22 protein-coding genes are annotated in these 19,704 nt (G+C 69.3%); 14 read left to right on the top strand and 8 right to left on the bottom strand.

Translation table 11 applies throughout. From position 1 onward, the window contains the following. Positions 1–76 precede the first annotated feature (76 nt). The 4 genes from rpsF (at position 77) to rplI (ending at position 1,831) form a co-directional block, all read left to right on the top strand. Positions 77–367: a 30S ribosomal protein S6 gene (rpsF, locus tag ACZ7LU_RS23385; RefSeq protein WP_016644628.1), complete on the top strand. Its 291-nt coding sequence runs from the start codon at positions 77–79 to the stop codon at positions 365–367. Positions 368–445: 78 nt separating this feature from the next. Further along, a complete protein-coding gene (locus ACZ7LU_RS23380; protein ID WP_150169892.1) occupies positions 446–1,042 on the top strand; it encodes a single-stranded DNA-binding protein in 597 nt (198 codons plus the stop codon). Between the two features lie 87 nt (positions 1,043–1,129). After that, positions 1,130–1,366 (top strand): 30S ribosomal protein S18, encoded by a 237-nt coding sequence (rpsR, locus tag ACZ7LU_RS23375; protein WP_003949403.1) that lies wholly within the window; start codon positions 1,130–1,132, stop codon positions 1,364–1,366. An 18-nt stretch (positions 1,367–1,384) separates the two neighbouring features. Then, on the top strand, positions 1,385–1,831 hold the full coding sequence (rplI, locus tag ACZ7LU_RS23370; RefSeq protein WP_398301807.1) for a 50S ribosomal protein L9: 447 nt from the start codon (positions 1,385–1,387) through the stop codon (positions 1,829–1,831). A gap of 133 nt (positions 1,832–1,964) precedes the next feature. On the opposite strand, the gene ACZ7LU_RS23365 is transcribed toward rplI, so the two are convergent. Then, positions 1,965–3,302, bottom strand: a complete 1,338-nt coding sequence (locus ACZ7LU_RS23365) for an MATE family efflux transporter (protein ID WP_468091694.1) — start codon at positions 3,300–3,302, stop codon at positions 1,965–1,967. A 460-nt stretch (positions 3,303–3,762) separates the two neighbouring features. Here ACZ7LU_RS23365 and dnaB point away from each other — a divergent pair, with 460 nt between their 5' ends. The 3 genes from dnaB to ACZ7LU_RS23350 all read left to right on the top strand — a co-directional run bounded on the left by dnaB (position 3,763) and on the right by ACZ7LU_RS23350 (position 6,960). Next, on the top strand, positions 3,763–5,238 hold the full coding sequence (dnaB, locus tag ACZ7LU_RS23360; protein ID WP_030780096.1) for a replicative DNA helicase: 1,476 nt from the start codon (positions 3,763–3,765) through the stop codon (positions 5,236–5,238). A 136-nt stretch (positions 5,239–5,374) separates the two neighbouring features. Continuing rightward, positions 5,375–5,980 carry a TetR/AcrR family transcriptional regulator gene (locus ACZ7LU_RS23355; protein WP_468301704.1) on the top strand — a complete coding sequence of 202 codons (606 nt, stop codon included), beginning with the start codon at positions 5,375–5,377 and terminating at the stop codon, positions 5,978–5,980. After that, positions 5,980–6,960, top strand: a complete 981-nt coding sequence (locus tag ACZ7LU_RS23350) for an alpha/beta fold hydrolase (RefSeq protein WP_471917899.1) — start codon at positions 5,980–5,982, stop codon at positions 6,958–6,960. The genes ACZ7LU_RS23355 and ACZ7LU_RS23350 overlap by 1 nt, the downstream gene beginning before the upstream one ends. Positions 6,961–6,990: 30 nt before the next feature. On the opposite strand, the gene ACZ7LU_RS23345 is transcribed toward ACZ7LU_RS23350, so the two are convergent. Both ACZ7LU_RS23345 and ACZ7LU_RS23340 read right to left on the bottom strand, forming a co-directional pair. Further along, complete coding sequence (locus tag ACZ7LU_RS23345) at positions 6,991–7,743, bottom strand: dienelactone hydrolase family protein (protein WP_398301799.1); 753 nt, start codon at positions 7,741–7,743, stop codon at positions 6,991–6,993. A gap of 123 nt (positions 7,744–7,866) precedes the next feature. Then, entirely contained in the window at positions 7,867–8,820 is a 954-nt protein-coding gene (locus ACZ7LU_RS23340) for an SDR family NAD(P)-dependent oxidoreductase (protein ID WP_471917898.1), read from the bottom strand. 71 nt (positions 8,821–8,891) lie between these two features. Here ACZ7LU_RS23340 and ACZ7LU_RS23335 point away from each other — a divergent pair, with 71 nt between their 5' ends. From ACZ7LU_RS23335 to ACZ7LU_RS23325, 3 genes are all read left to right on the top strand, one after another. After that, positions 8,892–9,434 (top strand): MerR family transcriptional regulator, encoded by a 543-nt coding sequence (locus tag ACZ7LU_RS23335; RefSeq protein ID WP_471917897.1) that lies wholly within the window; start codon positions 8,892–8,894, stop codon positions 9,432–9,434. A 63-nt stretch (positions 9,435–9,497) separates the two neighbouring features. After that, on the top strand, positions 9,498–9,962 hold the full coding sequence (locus ACZ7LU_RS23330; protein WP_471917896.1) for a carboxymuconolactone decarboxylase family protein: 465 nt from the start codon (positions 9,498–9,500) through the stop codon (positions 9,960–9,962). A 103-nt stretch (positions 9,963–10,065) separates the two neighbouring features. Further along, positions 10,066–11,442 carry a serine hydrolase domain-containing protein gene (locus tag ACZ7LU_RS23325; RefSeq protein ID WP_471917895.1) on the top strand — a complete coding sequence of 459 codons (1,377 nt, stop codon included), beginning with the start codon at positions 10,066–10,068 and terminating at the stop codon, positions 11,440–11,442. A gap of 97 nt (positions 11,443–11,539) precedes the next feature. On the opposite strand, the gene ACZ7LU_RS23320 is transcribed toward ACZ7LU_RS23325, so the two are convergent. Beyond that, on the bottom strand, positions 11,540–11,992 hold the full coding sequence (locus ACZ7LU_RS23320; RefSeq protein ID WP_398301789.1) for a GNAT family N-acetyltransferase: 453 nt from the start codon (positions 11,990–11,992) through the stop codon (positions 11,540–11,542). A 102-nt stretch (positions 11,993–12,094) separates the two neighbouring features. After that, positions 12,095–12,553, bottom strand: coding sequence for a MarR family winged helix-turn-helix transcriptional regulator (locus ACZ7LU_RS23315; protein ID WP_468091678.1), 459 nt, complete (start codon positions 12,551–12,553; stop codon positions 12,095–12,097). A 139-nt stretch (positions 12,554–12,692) separates the two neighbouring features. On the opposite strand from ACZ7LU_RS23315, the gene ACZ7LU_RS23310 reads away from it, so the two are divergent. After that, entirely contained in the window at positions 12,693–13,901 is a 1,209-nt protein-coding gene (locus tag ACZ7LU_RS23310) for an MFS transporter (RefSeq protein WP_468301721.1), read from the top strand. 91 nt (positions 13,902–13,992) lie between these two features. Further along, positions 13,993–14,424, top strand: a complete 432-nt coding sequence (locus ACZ7LU_RS23305) for a GlcG/HbpS family heme-binding protein (protein ID WP_468301724.1) — start codon at positions 13,993–13,995, stop codon at positions 14,422–14,424. 103 nt (positions 14,425–14,527) lie between these two features. Here the strand turns inward: ACZ7LU_RS23305 and ACZ7LU_RS23300 are convergent, their stop codons facing one another. After that, positions 14,528–15,397 (bottom strand): GNAT family N-acetyltransferase, encoded by an 870-nt coding sequence (locus tag ACZ7LU_RS23300; protein WP_471917894.1) that lies wholly within the window; start codon positions 15,395–15,397, stop codon positions 14,528–14,530. Positions 15,398–15,608: 211 nt separating this feature from the next. Between ACZ7LU_RS23300 and ACZ7LU_RS23295 the strand changes: the two genes are divergently transcribed. After that, positions 15,609–16,241: an HAD family hydrolase gene (locus ACZ7LU_RS23295; protein ID WP_471917893.1), complete on the top strand. Its 633-nt coding sequence runs from the start codon at positions 15,609–15,611 to the stop codon at positions 16,239–16,241. Positions 16,242–16,620: 379 nt separating this feature from the next. Next, complete coding sequence (locus ACZ7LU_RS23290; RefSeq protein ID WP_471917892.1) at positions 16,621–18,126, top strand: globin domain-containing protein; 1,506 nt, start codon at positions 16,621–16,623, stop codon at positions 18,124–18,126. Positions 18,127–18,155: 29 nt separating this feature from the next. Here ACZ7LU_RS23290 and ACZ7LU_RS23285 read toward each other — a convergent pair whose 3' ends face one another. Further along, a complete protein-coding gene (locus ACZ7LU_RS23285; protein ID WP_468561970.1) occupies positions 18,156–18,635 on the bottom strand; it encodes an NUDIX domain-containing protein in 480 nt (159 codons plus the stop codon). Between the two features lie 59 nt (positions 18,636–18,694). Further along, positions 18,695–19,600, bottom strand: coding sequence for a LysR family transcriptional regulator (locus ACZ7LU_RS23280; RefSeq protein ID WP_471917891.1), 906 nt, complete (start codon positions 19,598–19,600; stop codon positions 18,695–18,697). Between the last annotated feature and the right edge of the window lie 104 nt (positions 19,601–19,704).

The raw sequence follows: 19,704 nt of genomic DNA, 5'->3' as shown, positions 1-19,704 counted from the left end.
TACCGTTGCGTACGCATCACGACCCTCCTGCCACGGAACGACCGTGGCCGCTGAGTCCAAAGGAGGTGGGTTCCACATGCGTCACTACGAAGTGATGGTCATCCTCGACCCCGATCTCGAGGAGCGCGCTGTCTCCCCGCTGATCGAGAACTTCCTCTCCGTCGTCCGTGAGGGCAACGGAAAGGTCGAGAAGGTCGACACCTGGGGCCGTCGTCGTCTGTCCTACGAGATCAAGAAGAAGCCCGAGGGCATCTACTCGGTCATCGACCTGCAGGCCGAGCCTGCGGTCGTCAAGGAGCTCGACCGACAGATGAACCTGAACGAGTCGGTCCTCCGGACCAAGGTCCTCCGTCCCGAGATGCACTGAGCTTTCTAGCTCAGCAGCACCCGGGAATCGAGTAGCAGCAACAAGCAGCCAGCAGCAAACCCGCCGAGAGGTTCCCCCATGGCAGGCGAGACCGTCATCACGGTCGTCGGCAATCTTGTCGACGACCCCGAGCTGCGCTTCACCCCCTCCGGTGCGGCGGTCGCGAAGTTCCGTGTCGCGTCCACCCCCCGCACCTTCGACCGCCAGACGAACGAGTGGAAGGACGGCGAGAGCCTCTTCCTCACCTGCTCGGTCTGGCGTCAGGCGGCGGAGAACGTCGCGGAGTCGCTCCAGCGAGGCATGCGCGTCATCGTGCAGGGCCGGCTGAAGCAGCGGTCCTACGAGGACCGTGAGGGCATCAAGCGCACGGTCTACGAGCTGGACGTCGAGGAAGTCGGCGCCAGCCTGAAGAACGCCACGGCCAAGGTCACCAAGACCACCGGTCGAGGCGGCCAGGGCGGTTACGGCGGCGGTGGCGGCGGCCAGCAGGGCGGCGGCTGGGGCGGTGGCTCCGGCGGCGGTCAGCAGCAGGGTGGCGGCGGTGCTCCCGCCGACGACCCCTGGGCGACCGGTGCGCCGGCCGGCGGCGGCCAGCAGCAGGGCGGCGGCGGTGGCGGCTGGGGCGGAAGCTCCGGCGGCTCCGGTGGCGGCTACTCGGACGAGCCCCCCTTCTAGGCCTCAGGGCCTGAGCCCCAGGGCTTTCAGGCCTCCGGGCCGAGGGTGGGCCGTAACCCCACTTCTTGATCACACAGGAGATACACCATGGCGAAGCCGCCTGTGCGCAAGCCTAAGAAGAAGGTCTGCGCTTTCTGCAAGGACAAGGTCACGTACGTGGACTACAAGGACACGAACATGCTGCGGAAGTTCATTTCCGACCGCGGCAAGATCCGTGCCCGCCGCGTGACCGGCAACTGCACGCAGCACCAGCGTGACGTCGCCACGGCCGTGAAGAACAGCCGTGAGATGGCGCTGCTGCCCTACACGTCCACCGCGCGATAAGGGAAGGGTGACCGACTAATGAAGATCATCCTCACCCACGAGGTCTCCGGCCTCGGCGCCGCCGGCGAGGTCGTAGACGTCAAGGACGGCTACGCCCGCAACTACCTGATCCCGCGGAACTTCGCGATCCGCTGGACCAAGGGTGGCGAGAAGGACGTCGAGCAGATCCGTCGTGCTCGCAAGATCCACGAGATCGCGACCATCGAGCAGGCCAACGAGGTCAAGGCCCAGCTCGAGGGCGTCAAGGTCCGCCTGGCCGTTCGCTCCGGCGACGCCGGTCGTCTCTTCGGTTCCGTCACCCCGGCCGACATCGCTTCGGCGATCGAGGCTGCCGGTGGTCCGAAGGTCGACAAGCGCCGTGTCGAGCTGGGCGCGCCGATCAAGACCCTGGGCGCCCACGCGACGTCCGTGCGTCTGCACCCCGAGGTTGCCGCGAAGGTCAACGTCGAGGTCGTCTCCGCCTAAGCACTGCGCTTGGCAGAGTTGAAGCAATCGTTGGGCCGTACCCCTCGGGGTGCGGCCCAACGTGTTTCTCGAAGGGTGCTGTTTCACGTGAAACAGGACTTCACGTGAAACAGGACTTCACGTGAAACAGGACTCAGCGCGTGGCGCCCGTGACGATCCAGCGGCCCGAGCGGGAGCGCAGCCACAAGGTCACCATGCGGACCGCCATCATCAGGGTCATCGCTCCCCACAGCGCGGTCAGACCGCCGCCGAAGGTGGGGACGAGCAGGGCGACCGGGGTGAAGACCGCCAGCGTGACGATCATCGCCCAGGCGAGGTACGGTCCGTCGCCCGCACCCATCAGGACGCCGTCGAGGACGAAGACGATGCCGCAGACCGGTTGAGCGAGGGCGACCACGACGAGGGCGGGCAGCGCCGCGTCTTGGACGGTGGCATCGCTGGTGAACAGCGGGATGAACAACGGCCGGGCGAGGACGACGAGCAGGCCGAGCACGACACCTGAGGCGATGCCCCACTGCACCATCCGACGGCAGACGGCGCGTGCGCCGTCCGGATCGTCAGCTCCCAGATAGCGTCCGATGATGGCCTGGCCGGCGATGGCGATGGCGTCCAGTGCGAAGGCCAGCAAACTCCACAGGGACAGAACGATCTGGTGGGCGGCGATGTCGGAGTCGCCGAGGCGGGCTGCCACCGCGGTCGCGATCATCAGGATGGCCCGCAGCGAGAGCGTGCGGACCAGGAGCGGCACACCGGCTTGGGCACAGGCCCTTATCCCGGCGGCGTCCGGCCGCAGCGAGGCGCCGTGCCGCTTGGCGCCGCGGACGACGACGAAGAGGTAGACGGCGGCCATGCCGCACTGGGCGATGACGGTGCCCCAGGCGGAGCCGGCGATGCCGAGATCGGCGCCGTAGACCAGACCGACGTTGAGGACGGCGTTGGCGACGAAGCCGCCGATCGCGACGTACAGCGGGGTCTTGGTGTCCTGCAGGCCGCGCAGCACACCGGTGGCGGCGAGCACGACGAGCATGGCCGGGATGCCGAGCGAGGAGATCCGCAGATACGTGATGGCGTAGGGAGCCGCGGTGTCGGACGCGCCGAACAGGTCCACCAGGGCGGGGGCGGTGGGCAGGACCACGGCGATGACCGCGGCTCCGAGGAGTAGGGCGAGCCAGATGCCGTCCATGCCCTGCCGGATGGCGGCCTGGAGGTCGCCCGCACCGACCCGGCGGGCGACGGCGCCCGTAGTGGCGTACGCGAGGAAGACGAAGATGCTCACCGCGGTGGTGAGGAGCGCCGAGGCGACGCCGAGACCGGCGAGCTGGGCGGTGCCGAGGTGTCCGACGATGGCGCTGTCGGCCAGGACGAAGAGGGGCTCGGCGACGAGCGCGCCGAAGGCGGGTACGGCGAGCGCGATGATCTCTCGGTCATGCCGTCGCCGAGCGGCCTTGGGCGCCGCGGGAGCCTGTGTCATGGACACCAATGTAATCTTCCACAGGTAAGAGATGCAATGTTCTTTAGACCCTTACCTGAGCCGTGACTCGACGCCCCGTCGGGCGGGTTTTGCAACGATCTTGGTCCGAGTGGGAAAGTTTTTCTTCTGCACAGCCGGTGGATGGGAAAGTCGCAGGTCAGAAGCGGTTTCGCAAACTGGCTGAGTGCTTGTTCACAGGGCTGTCCACCGGGCCGTGCACAGGTTTCGCGGAGTTCTCCACAGCGTAGGGCCCGTCATCCACACCGCCTGTGGATAACCAGATTGGCTGACGGTGCCCACAGGCCTACCGTGGTCCGGCGCCCGCCTCGTCGTACGACCTCGGAAACCCCGGAAAACCGACGCGTCAGAACCGGAGTTGGGCCCCCTTATTTGTCAGTGTCGTGCCTTAGGAAAGAGGGGCACGGCGAGGTCCGCGCGGCGGACGGGAGGAGGTGGCCCGGTGAGTATCTCCGAGCCTTTGGACGACCCCTGGGCCGACAGCGGTCCCAGTGATCGTCTGCCCGTCTCCCGCCAGCGCCGCGACGGAGGCCGGGGCCGCGACGAGCAGCACGAGCGCGGTCGTGAGGGCGGCTGGGACGGCGGAGGTTCGTCGTTCGAGCGCGTCCCCCCGCAGGATCTCGACGCGGAGCAGTCGGTGCTCGGCGGCATGCTGCTCTCCAAGGACGCCATCGCCGATGTCGTCGAGGTGCTCAAGGGCCACGACTTCTACCGCCCCGCGCACGAGACGATCTACGCCTCGATCCTCGACCTCTACGCGAAGGGCGAGCCGGCCGACCCGATCACCGTGGCGGCCGAGCTCACCAAGCGCGGTGAGATCACCAAGGTCGGCGGCGCATCGTATCTGCACACCCTGGTCCAGACGGTCCCGACGGCGGCCAACGCCGAGTACTACGCGGAGATCGTCCACGAGCGCGCAGTGCTGCGCCGACTCGTCGAGGCCGGCACGCGCATCACCCAGATGGGGTACGCGGCCGACGGTGACGTCGACGAGATCGTCAACAGCGCCCAGGCCGAGATCTACGCGGTCACCGAGCAGCGCACCACCGAGGACTATCTGCCGCTCGGCGACATCATGGAGGGCGCTCTCGACGAGATCGAGGCCATCGGCTCGCGTTCGGGGGAGATGACCGGTGTGCCCACCGGCTTCACCGACCTCGACCAGCTCACCAACGGCCTGCACCCCGGCCAGATGATCATCATCGCGGCCCGTCCCGCCATGGGTAAGTCGACGCTGGCCCTGGACTTCGCACGCGCCTGTTCGATCAAGCACAACATGCCGAGCGTGATCTTCTCGCTCGAAATGGGGCGCAACGAGATCGCGATGCGCCTGCTGTCCGCCGAGGCCCGCGTGGCCCTGCACCACATGCGCTCCGGCACCATGACGGACGAGGACTGGACGCGCCTCGCCCGGCGCATGCCCGACGTCTCGGCCGCCCCCCTCTACATCGACGACTCCCCGAACCTGTCGATGATGGAGATCCGCGCCAAGTGCCGACGCCTCAAGCAGCGCAATGACCTGAAGCTCGTCGTCATCGACTATCTGCAGCTGATGCAGTCCGGCGGTTCCAAGCGGGCCGAGAGCCGCCAGCAGGAAGTCTCGGACATGTCGCGAAACCTGAAGCTCCTGGCCAAGGAGCTGGAGCTGCCGGTGATCGCGCTCTCGCAGCTGAACCGTGGCCCCGAGCAGCGCACCGACAAGAAGCCCATGGTCTCCGACCTGCGTGAATCCGGCTCGATCGAGCAGGACGCGGACATGGTGATCCTGCTCCACCGCGAAGACGCGTACGAGAAGGAATCGCCTCGCGCGGGCGAGGCGGACATCATCGTCGGCAAGCACCGTAACGGCCCCACGGCGACGATCACCGTCGCCTTCCAGGGTCACTACTCGCGTTTTGTGGACATGGCACAGACCTGATCCCCGCACTGAGTTGCCCTCTCGGGCCACTCCCTTCTGGTCCTCTCCTCTCCTGCCTGTCCCTCTTCTGGCATGTCTGGCTTTCCTAGGAGCCCTAGGGTAGAACTAGGGGCTCAAGGATTTGGGGAGGGTGTGCATGGTGCGGGCCGGGCTGACGGCGGAGCGGGTGACGATCGCGGGCGCCGAGTTGGCGGACGACGTCGGGCTCGATCAGGTGACCATGGCGCAGGTGGCGCGGCGGCTGGGCGTGAAGGACGCGAGCCTCTACACGCACGTCCGCGGTCTGGAGGATCTGCGCGGCCGGATCGCGCTGCTGGCGGCGGATGAGAAGACCATTCGCATCGCTGAGGCGACCGCCGGTCTTGCGGGGCGGGACGCGCTGGTCGCGTTCGCCGACGCCTGGCGGGAGTACGCCCGTGAGCACCCGGGCCGCTACGCGGCGACGCAGACCTCGATCCAAATCGATCCCCAACTGGCCGCGAAGGCGCCCGGGCCGCGGCGCGCGGTCGAGCTGACCTACGGCATGCTGCGCGGTTACGGCCTCGCCGAGCCCGATCTGACCGATGCGGTCCGGTTGCTGCGCAGCACGTTCCACGGGTTCGTCGCCTTGGAGGCGGCGGGCGGGTTCGGGCACGAGCGTGCGCCGCAGCGGTCGTGGGTCCGAGCGCTCGACGCCCTGCACACCCTCCTGGAGCACTGGCCTCCGTCCCAAGAACCTGCGTCCGGAGAAGGAGACTCCTGATGACCACGCCGACCATCGGCAGCCTGCGCGTGAAGGGCGCGACCCTCCACTACGAAGTGCGCGGTCAGGGCCCACTCCTGCTCCTGATCCCCGGCGGGGCGGGCGGCGCGGCTTCCTTCGACGGCATCGTCGACGACCTGGCCACGGAGTACACCGTCGCGACCTATGACCCGCGCGGCATGTCCCGCAGCGCGCTGGATGACCCCGAGGCCGAGCAGCACGTGGCGGACCACGCCGATGACGCGCTCCGGGTGCTGGAGCTGCTGTCGCCCACCGAGCCCGCTCGGGTGCTCGGCATCAGCTCGGGCGCGATCGTCGCCCTGCACCTGCTCACGGCTCATCCCGAACGCGTCGAACAGGTCGTGGCACACGAGCCACCGGTGGTGGAGGTCCTGCCGGACGCTCTCGAACAACGCATGCTTCTCGCACGTGTGCGGGAGACGTTCCGTACGCAAGGGCCCATGCCGGCGATGGCCGTGTTCGCTGCGGGGCTGAAGAAGGACGACGACACCAGCGAGCCGAAGGCCGACGCGAAGGGTGAGCAGGGGGCCGAACCGGAGGCCGGGCCGCTGGCTGGGACGGAGGCCGAGGCGAAGGCCGGGATGGAGGCCGAGGCGAAGGCTGGGATGGAGGCCGAGGCGAAGGCCGGGATGCAGGCCGAGGTGGAACTTCCGCCGCAAGCAGCGGCGCGGGCCGAGCAGACGATGGCCAACCTGCCGTACTTCGTCGGCCGCATCGTGCCGAGCTTCATGTCCTACGCTCCGGACCTCCACCGGCTTGAGGCGCTTTCGGGCCGCCTTGTGCTCGCCTGCGGTCAGGACTCACGCGGCGAGTTGCCGTACCGCCCAGCCGCACTGCTGGCCGAGCGTTTCGGCACCGAACTTCAGCACTTCCCGGGTGGGCACACCGGTCTGACCACGCGCCCCGCCGAGTTCGCCGAATGCCTGCGGAAGGCCCTCCACACCTCCGCCTGCCCCTGACCTCTCCCTGACCCGGATCCTGCTCCTGGCTCACTCCGTCAGGGGAAGGCACTCGGCGAGCAGGCCGACGATGTCGCGCCAAGCCCGTTGCGCGTGCAGCGGGTGGTGGCCGACGCCGGGGCGCACGGCGTGATCGACCGGTGGGTGGTGGAAGGCGTGCAGAGCCCCGCCGTAGACCACGACACGCCAGTCGACGCCCGCGGCCTGCATCTCGGCGGTGAAGGCGTCCCGTTGCTCGGCGGGCATGATCGGGTCCTCCGACCCGACCCCGGCCCACACGGGGCAACGGATGTGTGCCGCCTCGCCCGGACGTCCCGTGGTCAGGGCGTTGATCGTCCCGATCGCCCGCAGATCGACGCCGTCGCGGCCGAGTTCCAGGGCGATCGCGCCCCCGGTGCCGTAGCCGATGGCGGCGATCCGGTCGGGGTCCGTCCGGGGTTCGGCACGCAGCACATCGAGTGCCGCGTGGCCGATCTCCCGCATCCGGTCCGGGTCGGCGAGCAGGGGCATCGCGTGCGCCAGCATCTCCTGTGGGTCGGCGAACCAGCGCCCGCCGTTGATGTCGAAGGCCAGCGCGACATACCCCAGCTCGGCGAGGGCGTCGGCCCGGCGGCGCTGGAAGTCGTTCAGACCCGTCCCTTCGGGGCCGATCAGGACTGCCGGCCGGCGGTCGTCTCCGGCGGGGAGGGCGAGGTGCCCGACCATCGTCAGACCGTCGGCCGGGTACTCGACCGTGCGTGTGGTGACCTTTGTGGCCGTTATGGGCGTTGGGGTCGTCGTCATGAGTCGGGACTGTAGTGATCGTCGACGTCCGGTCGGGCCGATATCTCCTGTCGGCAGAACAGCGTGGGGGTATCGACCCTGGGGCGGGCACTATGGAGGGCTCTGATGCGAGGCCCCCACCGGTCAGAAGGCGTTGAGTCCGGTGAGTTCGCAGGACAGGTCCCAGAGCCGGGCGGCCGCGTCCGGGTCGACGGCCCAGGGCTTGACGCCCCCGATCAGCATGTCGTCGCTGGTGGCCGGCTCGGCGATGTCGCAGTCCTGGCAGTACGCCCCGCCATGGCCCTCCAGCAGAGGCGAGGTCGCCGCCCACAGGCTTGTCGCGGCGCCCTGCTCGGGTGTCTTGAAGCCGGCGGCCGGTGTGCCGTCCGGAGTCACCCAGCCCTGCGCGAGCCACTCCTCGCGGGGGATGTGGCGTTGCAGCGGGGTGAGGATGCTGCCGGGGTGCACGGCGAAGGCATGCAGGCCGAGATCGGAGCCGAGGCGGTCGAGGTGCAGGGCGAAGAGGGCGTTGGCGGTCTTGGACTGGGCGTAGGCCAGCCATCGGTCGTAGCCCGTGCGGAAGTGCGGGTCCGCCCAGCGGATGTCGGACAGGAAGTGACCGGAGGAGGCGACGGCCACGACACGGGCCCCGGCAGGCGCGAAGGCCGGGCGCAGGTGGTGGGCCAGCGCGAAGTGCCCGAGGTGGTTGACGGCGAAGTGCGCTTCCCAGCCGGGGCCGACGCGTGTCTCGGGGCAGGCCATCACGCCCGCGCCGTTGACGAGGAGGTCGAGGGAGCGGCCGGTCTCCAGGAAGCGTTCGGCGAAGACGCGGACGCTCTCCAGATCCGCGAGGTCGAGGGCGTGCACCTCTGTCCGGGGAGTACCGCGCAGAGCGTCCTCGGCGGTCTCGGGGCGTCGGGCGGGGACGACGACGTGCGCACCCGCGCGGACCAGCGCGTGAGTCGTCGCGAGACCGAGACCGGAGTACCCGCCGGTCACCAGAGCCGTGGCTCCTGCCAGGTCCCTGCCCGCGAGGACATCGTCGGCCGTGCTGCGGGCACTGAATGCGGAGCCGATCTTCTGCTGTTCGGTGATCATGTCGGCGACGCTAAAACCTAGAGCGCGAGCTAGGTCAAGGCCATGGGGCAGGGGCCGAGTACGGTCGGGGCATGAGTGGGGATGCGGGTAATTCGCCCGGTGAATGGCCTGATGAGAGAACCGACGCAGTTGACCGTGCGGAGCTCGACGAGCCGGCGGCCCGCCTGCCGGACCGGGAGACGAACGGGCTGTCCATCGGGAAAGTCGCAGAGGCGACCGGCCTGAGCGTGCACGCGCTGCGGTTCTTCGAGCGTGAAGGGCTCTTCCTGCGCGAGATCCCGCGTTCCGGCAGCGGCCGACGCGTCTATGAACAGGCGGACGTGGACTGGCTCCAGCTGTGTGGGCGGCTGCGGGACTCGGGCATGCCGATCGCCACGATCAGGAGGTTCGCGGCGCTCGTGCGTTCGGGACCGGGCAACGAGCCGGACCGCCTCGCGCTGCTCCAGGAGCACGAGCGCGCCGTACGCGCGAAGATCGACGACCTGGACGCCTGTCTGGAGGTCATCCACGGCAAGGTCGTCACCTACGAGCAGCACCTGCGTGACGGGACGGCCGCCGGGCTCTGGGCGCCCACGCCGCTCACACTCCCGCGTCGCGATTCGTCGATGCAGTGACGGACCACCACGACGCCGCTGCGGCCGGCAGCGGCGTCGGGCAGACGCTTGAGGAGAAATCTCATGCAGGCTCGTATGCAGAACCCCGCCACGCTCGTCCCTGAGGCCATGAAGGCCTTGCTGATCCTGTCGAAGGTCATCAGGAAGCAAGGTCTGCCCCAGGCGATCATCGAGCTGGTGCAACTGCGCGTGAGCCAGATCAACGGAAGCAGCGTCTGCGTGGCCGGGAACGCACGCAGTGCCGCCGCGGCGGGTGCCACCGTCGAGCAGCGCTCAGCAGTGGCCGCCTGGCGGAACACTCCCTGTTTCACCGATGCGGAACGCTCCGCCCTCGCCCTCGCGGAGGCCGCCACCCGCCTCGCCGACCGGCCAGACCCGGTGCCGGCAGCGATCTGGGACGAGGCCGCGAAGCACTTCGACGAGCAGGAGTTGGCGGCGCTCGTCCTCGCCATCGGAGCGGCCAACATGTTCAACCGGATCAACATCGCGACGCGCCGGGTCGCCGGATCACAGCCATGGGAGATCTGACGGGCCGGCGCCTTCAGGGCCTTGGGGCCGGAACTTCGGAGCCGTGGCGCCGGCACCTTCGAATTCGCTCGACGCACGCGCGTCTCCCAGGTGAACTGGTCCCATGACAACACCCCATGAAGAGCTGCTCCCCTCCACCCGTCGAGCCCTGCTGCACCGCGTCGCCACCGCGCAGGCGGAGGGCCGGACCCCGTCACTGGTCGCCGCGGTGGCCCGGGACGGCGCGTTGGTGTGGAGCGGCGGCCGCAGCATGGTGGACGGGCACGAGCCGGATGAGAACGTCCAGTACCGCATCGGTTCGATCACCAAGACCTTCACCGCCGTCCTGGTCATGCGGCTGCGCGACGAGGGTGTGCTGGACTTGGGCGACCCGCTGGAGAAGCACCTGCCGGGCACCGGCGCGGGGGAGGCCACGATCGCCGAACTCCTCGCGCACACCGGAGGGCTGGCCGCCGAGACTCCCGGCGAGTGGTGGGAGCGCACCCCGGGATCGACCCGTCCGGAGCTCACGGACGTCCTGGGGGACGAGCCCTTCAAGCACCCTGTCGGCCGACGTTTCCACTACTCCAACCCCGGCTATACGTTGCTCGGTTCTCTCGTGGAGGCCTTGCGGGGCGCCCCATGGGAGGAAGTGCTCCGCCGCGAAGTACTGGAGCCGCTCGGGCTGAGCCGCACGAGTGCTCAGCCGCAGGACCCGCACGCCGGCGGCTGGGCCGTGCATCCCTGGGCGGACGTGATGATGCCGGAGCCCGTCGAGGACCTGGGGCTGATGGCTCCGGCCGGTCAGCTGTGGTCCACGACGGCGGATCTGGTGCGCTTCGGATCCTTCCTGGTGAAGGGCGACGACCGGGTCCTCAGCGCGGATTCCGTACGGGAAATGCGGACGCCGTCGGCCCCGCTGCCGACGGGGGAATGGGACCGGGCGTATGGCCTGGGCGTGGACCTGCTGCGGGGGGAGAAGGGCACTCTGGCCGGGCACGGAGGGTCGCTGCCCGGCTTCCTCGCCGCCCTGTGGGTGAGCGAGGCAGACGGCATCGCCGCGGTCGCGCTCGCCAACTGCACATCGGGGCCGCCGGTGGCGGCGCTGGCCGTGGACCTGGTGAAGATCGTGGCCGATGCGGAGCCGCGCATCCCGGAGCCGTGGCGGCCGCTCCCCGAAGTAGACGAGAAGGTACTGGAGTTGGCGGGCCCCTGGTACTGGGGGACTCAGGTGCTCGCGCTTCGCCTGACGGCCGACGGCGGGGTGGAGATCGGACCGCTGTCCGGGTGGGGGCGCCAGGCCCGGTTCCGGCCCAACGGCGACGGCACGTGGACGGGGCTCAACGGGTATTACGCCGGAGAGGTGCTGCGGGCGGTACGGCGACCGGACGGCTCGGTGAGCCACCTCGACCTGGGTTCGTTCGTCTTCACACGTAAGCCGTACGACGAGGAGGCGCCGGTGCCGGGCGGTGTGGACCCGCAGGGGTGGCGCGGCTTCTAATTCTGGGCGGTGCGCAGGTCTGTTTCACGTGAAACAGACCTGCGAACGTTTCACGTGAAACAGTGCGACCGCTCACGACAGCCCAGCAGGAACGGCCTCAGAGCTGCAGCTTGAAGCCCACGTGCGACGCCGTGAAGCCGAGCCGCTCGTAGAAACGGTGGGCGTCGGTGCGCGTGGCGTCTGAGGTCAGCTGCACCAACTGGCAGCCCTGACGCCGGGATTCGTCGACGGCCCACTCGATGAACTGCGTGCCGAGGCCGCTGCCGCGCTCGTCGGCGTGGACCCGCACTCCCTCGATGATCGAGCGGGTGGCGCCCTTCCGGGAGAGCCCCGGAACGATCGTGAGCTGGAGTGTGCCGACGACGCGCCCTTGGCGCTCGGCGACGACCAGGTGCTGGTTCGGGTCGCTCGCCAGCCGCTCGAACGCCGTCACGTATGGAGCGAGGTCGTCCGGCGATTCGCGCGAGGCGCCCAGCGGGTCATCGGCGAGCATGCCTACGATGGCGGGCAGATCCGCGGCGACAGCAGGGCGTATTTCAAGATCTCCCATGGGCGCAGCCTATTCCCGCGGCCGCGGCAATTCCCATGGCCGCAGCCAATTCCTACGGGCGCAGCCCCTGCGGAGGCTGTGCGGAGGCCACGGTCCGCGGCCTCACGCCGGTACGCGCAGTGTCTCGACGGCCTTGACCAGCGGAGCGAGCTCGGGATTCCGGGCGGCCTCGTCGAGCGCCTCTCGCAGGGCGGCGTCGTTGGTGGGACGCGCTTCGGCGAGCAGCGCGGCGCCGGCTTCGCTGACGTCCGTGTAGATGCCGCGGCGGTCGGTGGGGCACAGGTAGCGGGCCAGCAGGCCGCGCTCCTCGAGCCGGGTCACCAGGCGGGTGGTCGCGCTCTGGCTGAGCACCACGGCGTCGGCGACCTGCTTCATCTGCAGATGGCCGCCTTCGCCGTCGTGCTGACGGTTGAGGACGTCGAGAAGGCTGTACTCCCGCACGCTGAGGCCGTGCTTGGTCTGGAGGGCGCGCTCGACGTGAGCCTCGATCTTCCCGTGGAGCAAGGAGAGGGCGCACCAGCTCTGAGCGAGCGCGGTGAGTGCGGGGTCGGTCGCTGTCATGGCTCTTGTTCCTCCGTCCCGGAGCGGCTGCACCCAGGGTAGTCCACCGATGCAATATCCAGCGGTTGCGAGTAGCCCGCGTGTGCAACTATTGTGGACGCACGTTAAGCGCATCTGCAATCGTTTGGAAGGTAGATCCATGCCTCTCGCGCTTCTGGCCCTCGCGATCGGGGCCTTCGGAATCGGGACCACCGAGTTCGTGATCATGGGGCTGCTTCCCGAGGTCGCGGGTGACTTCGGTGTCTCCATTCCCACCGCCGGCTTCCTCGTGACCGGCTACGCCCTCGGCGTCGTGCTCGGCGCTCCCCTGATGACCGCCCTCGGTACCCGCATCCCGCGCAAGCGGATGCTGATGTTGCTCATGGGCCTCTTCGTCGTCGGCAACCTGCTCTCCGCCGTGGCCCCCGTCTTCGGCGTGATGCTGGCCGGCCGCGTCGTCGCCTCACTCGCCCACGGTGCCTTCTTCGGCATCGGCTCGGTCGTCGCGGCCGAACTGGTCGCCCCCGAGAAGAAGGCCGGCGCGATCGCCATGATGTTCTCGGGCCTCACCGTGGCCAACGTGGTCGGTGTTCCGCTCGGCACGCTCGTCGGCCAGGCCATCGGCTGGCGCGTCACCTTCGTGATCGTCGCCGCCCTCGGCGTCCTCGGCCTCTTCGGCATCGCCAAGCTCGTACCGGACCTGCCCAAGCCCGAAGGCGTGCGGCTGCGCGACGAATTGGGTGCCTTCCGCAACGTACAGGTGCTGCTCGCCATGGCGATGACGGTCCTGGGCTTCGGCGGTGTCTTCGCGGCCATCACCTACATCACGCCGATGATGACGGACGTCGCCGGTTACGCGGACTCCTCCGTCACCTGGCTGCTCGTCCTCTTCGGACTCGGCATGGTCGGCGGCAACCTCGTCGGGGGGCGGTTCGCGGACCGTGCGCTGATGCCGATGCTGTACGTGGCACTGGGCGCCCTCGCCGTCGTGCTCGGCCTGTTCACGCTCACCGCCCACAACAAGATCGCGGCCGCCGTGACCGTCCTGCTGATCGGCGCGCTGGGCTTCGCGACCGTGCCGCCCCTGCAGAAGCGGGTCCTGGACTACGCGTCGGGCGCCCCGACGCTCGCCTCCGCGGTCAACATCGGCGCCTTCAACCTGGGCAACGCACTGTCGGCCTGGCTCGGTGGTCTCGTCATCTCCGCAGGCTTCGGCTACACCGCTCCGAACTGGGTCGGCGCGGTGCTCGCCGCTTCCGCCCTCGTCCTGGCCCTCGTCTCGGCCGCCTTGGAGCGCCGCTCCGGCGGCCCGAGCCTGGTCGTGACGGGTGCGGCGCCGACAGAGCAGCGCACGCCCGTCCACCACTGACCGGCCCCGGCTCCCGGGTGCCACTCGTCACCCTCAGCCACTCCTCCCTCCCCCCCACCACCCGCACCATCTGCAAGGACAAAGACCCCTCATGAGCACCACCAAGACCACCGCCGCTGTCGCTCCGCTCACCATCGAGGACGCCGAGGCGCTCGTCTCTACGGCTCGCCGCGCGGCCGAGGAGGCCGGTGTCACGGTCAGCGTCACCGTCCTGGACGCGGGAGGCCACCTCCTCGCCTTCCGGCGTGACGACCGGGCTGTGCTGATCTCCGGCGAGACCAGCACCCGCAAGGCGTACACCGCGCTTCAGCTGGACGCCCCCACCGCCGACCTCGTCGACGCGGTGCAGCCGGGCGGCCTCTTCCACACCCTGCCCACCGCCCTCGACCGCCCGCTGCTCTTCATCGCGGGCGGGGTGCCGGTCCACCGTGACGGTCGCCTGATCGGTGCGATCGGCGTGGGCGGCGGAGCCCCGCAGCAGGACCACGGCTTCGCTACGGCGGCCGTCGAGGCCCTCGCGTAAAGCGGGTCAGGCGCGTAAGGCGCGCGACGCGCTTACGTGCATGTGTGTGCCGAAAGGCCCGCCTGGGCAACGCCGGGGCGGGCCTTTCCGCGTTGCTTGCGAATCAGCCCGCCGCGACCGTCAGCGGTGCGAAGCGGCGCGTCCAGTCGCCGGGCAGTTCCGGCGTGCCGTACGCCATCACGGCGTTGAAGGCGATGGGCTCGAGGCCGTTCTCCTTCACCCATGCCAGCAGTTCGGTGTGCCGCACGTCGATGTCGGTGCGCAGAGGGCGATCGGTACCGGCGCCGAGCGAGGTGATGAGGGCCTTCGCGGTCTCGGTATCCCGCGCGACGAGCGGGCCCACGACATGGGTGTCCATGTTGGGCCAGGCCCCCGCGTAGCCGATGATCTCGCCGCCGGCCTCCGCGACCCGCAGCTGGTCCGTGAAGGCGGGGAGGCGGGTGATCACATGCATGCGGTCATGGCCGAACACCTCGGTGTCGAGCCGGAGGATGGCGCTGAGGTCCTCCGCGGTGGCCGGCCTGGTGGCGATGCCGGGCTCGGAGCCCACCGCGGTGAAGCGTCCCATGACCATCTCGGCCCGGCCGATGACCTTGAAGCCGAGCTGCTCGTAGAGCGGGCGTCCGGTCGGTGTCGCGTGGAGGGTGAGCGGGGTGGTGGCCGCTTCCTCGATGGCGTACTGCATCAGTCGACGGCCGATGCCCCGGCGGGCGTACCGCTCGGCGACGAGAACCATGCCGATCGCCGCGAGGGAGGGGCGGTGGAGAGGGCCGTACTGGGTCACTACATAGGCACCGATGAGGCTGTCGCCGTCGGGGTCGTCGATGCCGTAACCCGTTCCGGCCGACAGCAGCAGACCCCACTTGTGTTCTTCACGGGGCCAGCCCCGGTCCTCGGACAGATCGGCGCAGGCCTTGAGGTCGCGGGGGGTCAGTCGGCGGATGGGCAGTGCGGAGAGGGAAGGTGTCGACACGCGGGTCAGGCTGTCTGACGTACAACCTCGGCGTCCACCCGTTTGTGGGCAGAAGCACGTTGCATTTGGACACCTCGTCGTAGACCACGGTGGGTAGGTCCCGAAGGAAACGGCAGGAAGGCGGCGAGGTTTCACGTGAAACATGGTGCTGCGCAGAGCGTCGAGGGGCGCCCGAGGGCAGAACCAGCCATGGGTACTAGCCTCGGCCCACATGGCACGCCTACACCTCTTCGACCTGGACGGGACGCTGCTGCACGGCACGGCGGCCCCTGTGGAGATATCGCGGCAGCTCGGCCTGGACGCCGAGATCGCCGAGCTGGAGCGGGAGTTCGTGGCGGGGCACATCGGCTCGCCGGAGTACGCGGTGCGCGTGCACGCGTTGTGGGCGGAGCTCACGGAGGCGCAGGTGTCGGCGGCCTTCGACGCGGCACCCTGGCTCTCCGGCATCCAGGAGACCTGGGCCGAGATCAGGCAGAGCGGTGACTACTGCGCGGTGGTCTCCCTCTCGCCGTCGTTCTTCGTGGAGCGGCTCATCGGGTGGGGCGCGCATGCCGCGCACGGTTCGCGTTTTCCCGCCGTTCCGTTCACCCAGCCCGTCGATCCGACGGGCATTCTCAACGCGGCGGCCAAGGTGAAGATCGCGGACCGGCTCTGTGAAGAGTTCGGGGTGGGCCGGAGCGATTGCGTCGCGTACGGCGACTCGCTTTCCGACCTGGAGTTGTTCGGCGTGGTGCCTGTTTCTGTGGCGATCAATGCGGATCAACGGCTGGTGAGCCTCGCCACCCACTCCTATGTCGGGCGGGATCTGCGTAAGGCGTACGAATTGGTCCGGCACGGCCGGTAATTGAGGCAATTGGCAGGCAGAGCCGTTGAATTCCGAGGCCAAGGGGAGAGGGACTTGTGCCTTCGGCCGCTGCCGGTATGGTCGATCAAGGTTCGTGCCGGTGCGTCTCTGCGCACTCAGGGGGGTACGCGCGCAGGTAAATGAAGCCTAACGGGGCAGAGAGATCGAGAGCCCGTACTTCTTGTTATGCGGCCGGCGCGGTGACGGGGAATGGGATGCTGCCGGGTGCTGCGGTGAGGCGGCTGCGGGCAATGTCACATTCTCGACCTACTTGTCCGTAGGGTCCGGGTGTACGGGGTTCAATGTGGCCGTATCGGCCATCGAGGCAGAGCGGGGAAACAGGCAGCTTCCGGCAGGAAGTGCGCAGACCGACCGAGAGATGTTCGAGGCGAGGCACAGCATGGACGCTCCGACCACCGCGTCGGCGGATGACGGTACTTCCGGCGGCGAGGGGGACTGGTTCACCCCGCGCAGGCCGTCGAAGCGGCCGGAGGAGGGGGACAGGCAGCCGTCCGGCACCTCCGCGTCGCCCGTCACAGAACCTGCGGACGAGCGAATATCCGCAGCTCAGGCCGTATCAGGCGCCTCTGCGGTCTCCGCCGCCCTGCCGACGCAACAGACTCCGGCGCAACAGGCCCCGGCTCCCCAGGCTCCGACCCCGGAGGCTCCAACTCCGGAGGCCTTGGCCGCCCAGGCCCCACCTCCGGGGACCTCGGCCCCCCAGGCCCAGAACACCTCACCCCCGATCTCCGCCGCGAAGTCGAAGTCGCCGCAGGCCGCGTCTCCCGACGCCGTCCTGGTGCAGCGCACGATGGCCGAGATAGGCCCTGTCGCCGACAAGGTCACCTCGTACTTCTACGCGCTCCTCTTCACCCGCCACCCCGACCTCCGCGCTCTCTTCCCCGCGGCGATGGACGCCCAGCGGGACCGGATCCTCAAGGCACTGCTGACCGCGGCCGAGCACATCGACCACACCGACGTCCTCGTCTCGTATCTGAAGAATCTCGGGCGCGGACACCGCAAGTACGGCACCCGGCCCGAGCACTATCCGGCCGTCGGCGAGTGCCTGATCGGTGCGCTGAGCCGGTACGCGAGCGCCATCTGGGACGACGAGACCGAGGCCGCCTGGGTCCGTACGTACACGACGATCTCCCAGGTCATGATCGACGCGGCCGCGGAGGACGAACTGCGTGCTCCGGCCTGGTGGTTCGGCGAGGTCGTTTCGCACGACCTCAGAACCACGGACATCGCGGTCGTCACCGTCCGGCCCGACAAGCCGTACCCCTTCCTCGCCGGGCAGTACGCCAGCCTGGAGACTCCCTGGTGGCCACGGGTCTGGCGGCACTACTCCTTCGCGTCGGCCCCCCGCTCCGACGGGCTGCTCTCCTTCCACGTCAAGGCCGTCCCGGCCGGCTGGGTGTCCAACGCCCTCGTGCACCACGCCCGCCCCGGCGACATCCTGCGGCTCGGCCCGCCCACCGGCTCGATGACCGTCGACCACACCACCGACAGCGGTCTGCTCTGTCTGGGCGGGGGCACGGGCATCGCGCCGATCAAGGCACTCGTCGAGGACGTCGCCGAGCACGGCAGACGGCGCCCCGTCGAGGTCTTCTACGGCGCACGCACCGATCACGATCTGTACGACATCGACACGATGCTGCGGCTCCAGCAGTCCCACCCCTGGCTGGCCGTCCGCCCGGTCGTCGACCAGCGGGCGCAACTGCCGGACGCCGTTCGCGAATACGGTCCGTGGAACGAGTACGACGCGTATCTCTCGGGCCCGCCCGGCATGATCCGCAACGGAGTGGACGCCCTGCGGGACATCGGCATCCCGGAGGGTCGGATCCGCCACGACTCCGTGGAGGAGTTGGTGGCGTCGGAATAGAGGAGCTGGTGGCGCCGGAATAGGGGGCGCTAGCCCAGATCAGGGGCGTGCATCGCGCGCACGCCCTCGATGTTGCCGTCCAGGTAGTGCCGCAGCGACAGCGGTACGAGGTGGACCGAGGCGATGCCGACCCTGGTGAAGGGCACGTGCACGATCTCGTACTCGCCGCACGGCTCCTCGATCTCGGGCCCGTGCCGCAGCCCCGGGTCCATGGACTCCAGGCGGCAGACGAAGAAGTGCTGCACCTTCACACCGGCCGCGCCGTCCTCGGCGATGTGCTCCACGGTGTCGACGAAACAGGGCACGACATCGGTGATCTTGGCGCCGAGCTCCTCATGGACCTCACGGTGGAGCGCGTCGACGACGGAGGCGTCCTCCGCCTCCACACCGCCGCCCGGGGTGAGCCAGTACGGGTCGACACCGGGTTTGGTGCGCTTGATCAGGATCAGGTCGTCGCCGTCCAGCAGGACGGCGCGTGCGGTGCGCTTGACCACGGGTCGGACGGTCATGGGGGAAATGTGGCCCGGACTGTTCCACGTGAAACATCGTGAACCAGCCGCGCCCCCCATCAAGCCCAGTCAGCGGCAGCGCGCAACAGCCACTCGTGCGCCCGCGCGATGTGCGGCATGGCGAGTGTTCCGCTGCGCACCGCCAAGAAGTACGTGCGTAAAGGGGGCACTGCGGGGTCCAGGAGCGCCACGATGTCGCCGCGTTCCAGGGCCGAGGCGCACAGGTAGCGGGGCAGCACCGCGAGGCCCGCGCCCGAGACCACGCAGGAGAGGACAGCGCGCAGGTCCGGCACGATCACGGCCCCCGACGCCACAGGGCGGCCGTCGAAGACAGCGGCCCAGTAGCGGGAGACGAACGGCAGCGACTCGTGGACCTCGACCACCGGAAGATCTTCCAGCGGCAGCGCCGCCCGGCGCCGCGGCCTGCCGGGGCCGAGACGGGCCGCCCAGCGCTCCCCCGCGACCAGGACGTGCTCCTCGTCGCAGAGTGGCGTCGCGATGAGCAGCGGGCCGCGTGGCCGGGCCGTGGTGATGGCCAGGTCGTGGTGCCCGGCGGAGAGCCCCTCCAGCACCTCGTCGGCGGTGCCGAACGAGACGCGCAGTGCATGGCTCCGGCCCTCCTGGTCGCTCAGGGCGGTGAGTGCGGGCAGAGCGCGTTCCGCGGTGAACTCCGGTGGTCCGGCTAGGTGCAGGGTGCGGACGAGCGACTCTTCGTCCAGGCCGGCCTCGGTGATCTCCATGAGGGCGTCCAGATGGGGTGCGGCCTTGTGGGCGAGCTCGTCGCCGATGGTCGTGGGGGTCACCCCGCGGGCCTGGCGCAGGAAGAGCGGCCGCCCCAACTGTCGTTCCAGGGTGCGGATCTGGGAGGTGACGGCGGGCTGGGAGAGCCCGAGCAACGCCGCCGCCCGCGTGAAGGACCCGGCCCGGTGCACCGTCACGAAGGTGCGCAGCAGGGCCAGGTCCATGGTGACGTTCCTCCCCTTCGTACCCCCAGGGCCCGCCCAACTATAAATATGTCGATAGGACTCTGTCGCTACTGTGATTGGACACTGACACAGAGTCAACTAGC

It is taken from the genome of Streptomyces sp. NPDC039462 (genome assembly GCF_055639375.1).
Note: the sequence above shows the minus strand (reverse complement) of the source record. Positions and strands in the feature narration are given on the sequence as shown.

Excerpts from the sequence above, each read along its gene's own strand:
- rpsF (WP_016644628.1), top strand. The coding sequence starts at position 77 with ATGCGTCACTACGAAGTGATGGTCATCCTCGACCCCGATCTCGAGGAG.
- ACZ7LU_RS23380 (WP_150169892.1), top strand. The coding sequence starts at position 446 with ATGGCAGGCGAGACCGTCATCACGGTCGTCGGCAATCTTGTCGACGAC.
- rpsR (WP_003949403.1), top strand. The coding sequence starts at position 1,130 with ATGGCGAAGCCGCCTGTGCGCAAGCCTAAGAAGAAGGTCTGCGCTTTC.
- rplI (WP_398301807.1), top strand. The coding sequence starts at position 1,385 with ATGAAGATCATCCTCACCCACGAGGTCTCCGGCCTCGGCGCCGCCGGC.
- ACZ7LU_RS23365 (WP_468091694.1), bottom strand. The coding sequence starts at position 3,302 with ATGACACAGGCTCCCGCGGCGCCCAAGGCCGCTCGGCGACGGCATGAC.
- ACZ7LU_RS23355 (WP_468301704.1), top strand. The coding sequence starts at position 5,375 with ATGGTGCGGGCCGGGCTGACGGCGGAGCGGGTGACGATCGCGGGCGCC.
- ACZ7LU_RS23350 (WP_471917899.1), top strand. The coding sequence starts at position 5,980 with ATGACCACGCCGACCATCGGCAGCCTGCGCGTGAAGGGCGCGACCCTC.
- ACZ7LU_RS23345 (WP_398301799.1), bottom strand. The coding sequence starts at position 7,743 with ATGACGACGACCCCAACGCCCATAACGGCCACAAAGGTCACCACACGC.
- ACZ7LU_RS23340 (WP_471917898.1), bottom strand. The coding sequence starts at position 8,820 with ATGATCACCGAACAGCAGAAGATCGGCTCCGCATTCAGTGCCCGCAGC.
- ACZ7LU_RS23335 (WP_471917897.1), top strand. The coding sequence starts at position 8,892 with ATGAGTGGGGATGCGGGTAATTCGCCCGGTGAATGGCCTGATGAGAGA.
- ACZ7LU_RS23330 (WP_471917896.1), top strand. The coding sequence starts at position 9,498 with ATGCAGGCTCGTATGCAGAACCCCGCCACGCTCGTCCCTGAGGCCATG.
- ACZ7LU_RS23325 (WP_471917895.1), top strand. The coding sequence starts at position 10,066 with ATGACAACACCCCATGAAGAGCTGCTCCCCTCCACCCGTCGAGCCCTG.
- ACZ7LU_RS23320 (WP_398301789.1), bottom strand. The coding sequence starts at position 11,992 with ATGGGAGATCTTGAAATACGCCCTGCTGTCGCCGCGGATCTGCCCGCC.
- ACZ7LU_RS23315 (WP_468091678.1), bottom strand. The coding sequence starts at position 12,553 with ATGACAGCGACCGACCCCGCACTCACCGCGCTCGCTCAGAGCTGGTGC.
- ACZ7LU_RS23310 (WP_468301721.1), top strand. The coding sequence starts at position 12,693 with ATGCCTCTCGCGCTTCTGGCCCTCGCGATCGGGGCCTTCGGAATCGGG.
- ACZ7LU_RS23305 (WP_468301724.1), top strand. The coding sequence starts at position 13,993 with ATGAGCACCACCAAGACCACCGCCGCTGTCGCTCCGCTCACCATCGAG.
- ACZ7LU_RS23295 (WP_471917893.1), top strand. The coding sequence starts at position 15,609 with ATGGCACGCCTACACCTCTTCGACCTGGACGGGACGCTGCTGCACGGC.
- ACZ7LU_RS23290 (WP_471917892.1), top strand. The coding sequence starts at position 16,621 with ATGTTCGAGGCGAGGCACAGCATGGACGCTCCGACCACCGCGTCGGCG.
- ACZ7LU_RS23285 (WP_468561970.1), bottom strand. The coding sequence starts at position 18,635 with ATGACCGTCCGACCCGTGGTCAAGCGCACCGCACGCGCCGTCCTGCTG.
- ACZ7LU_RS23280 (WP_471917891.1), bottom strand. The coding sequence starts at position 19,600 with ATGGACCTGGCCCTGCTGCGCACCTTCGTGACGGTGCACCGGGCCGGG.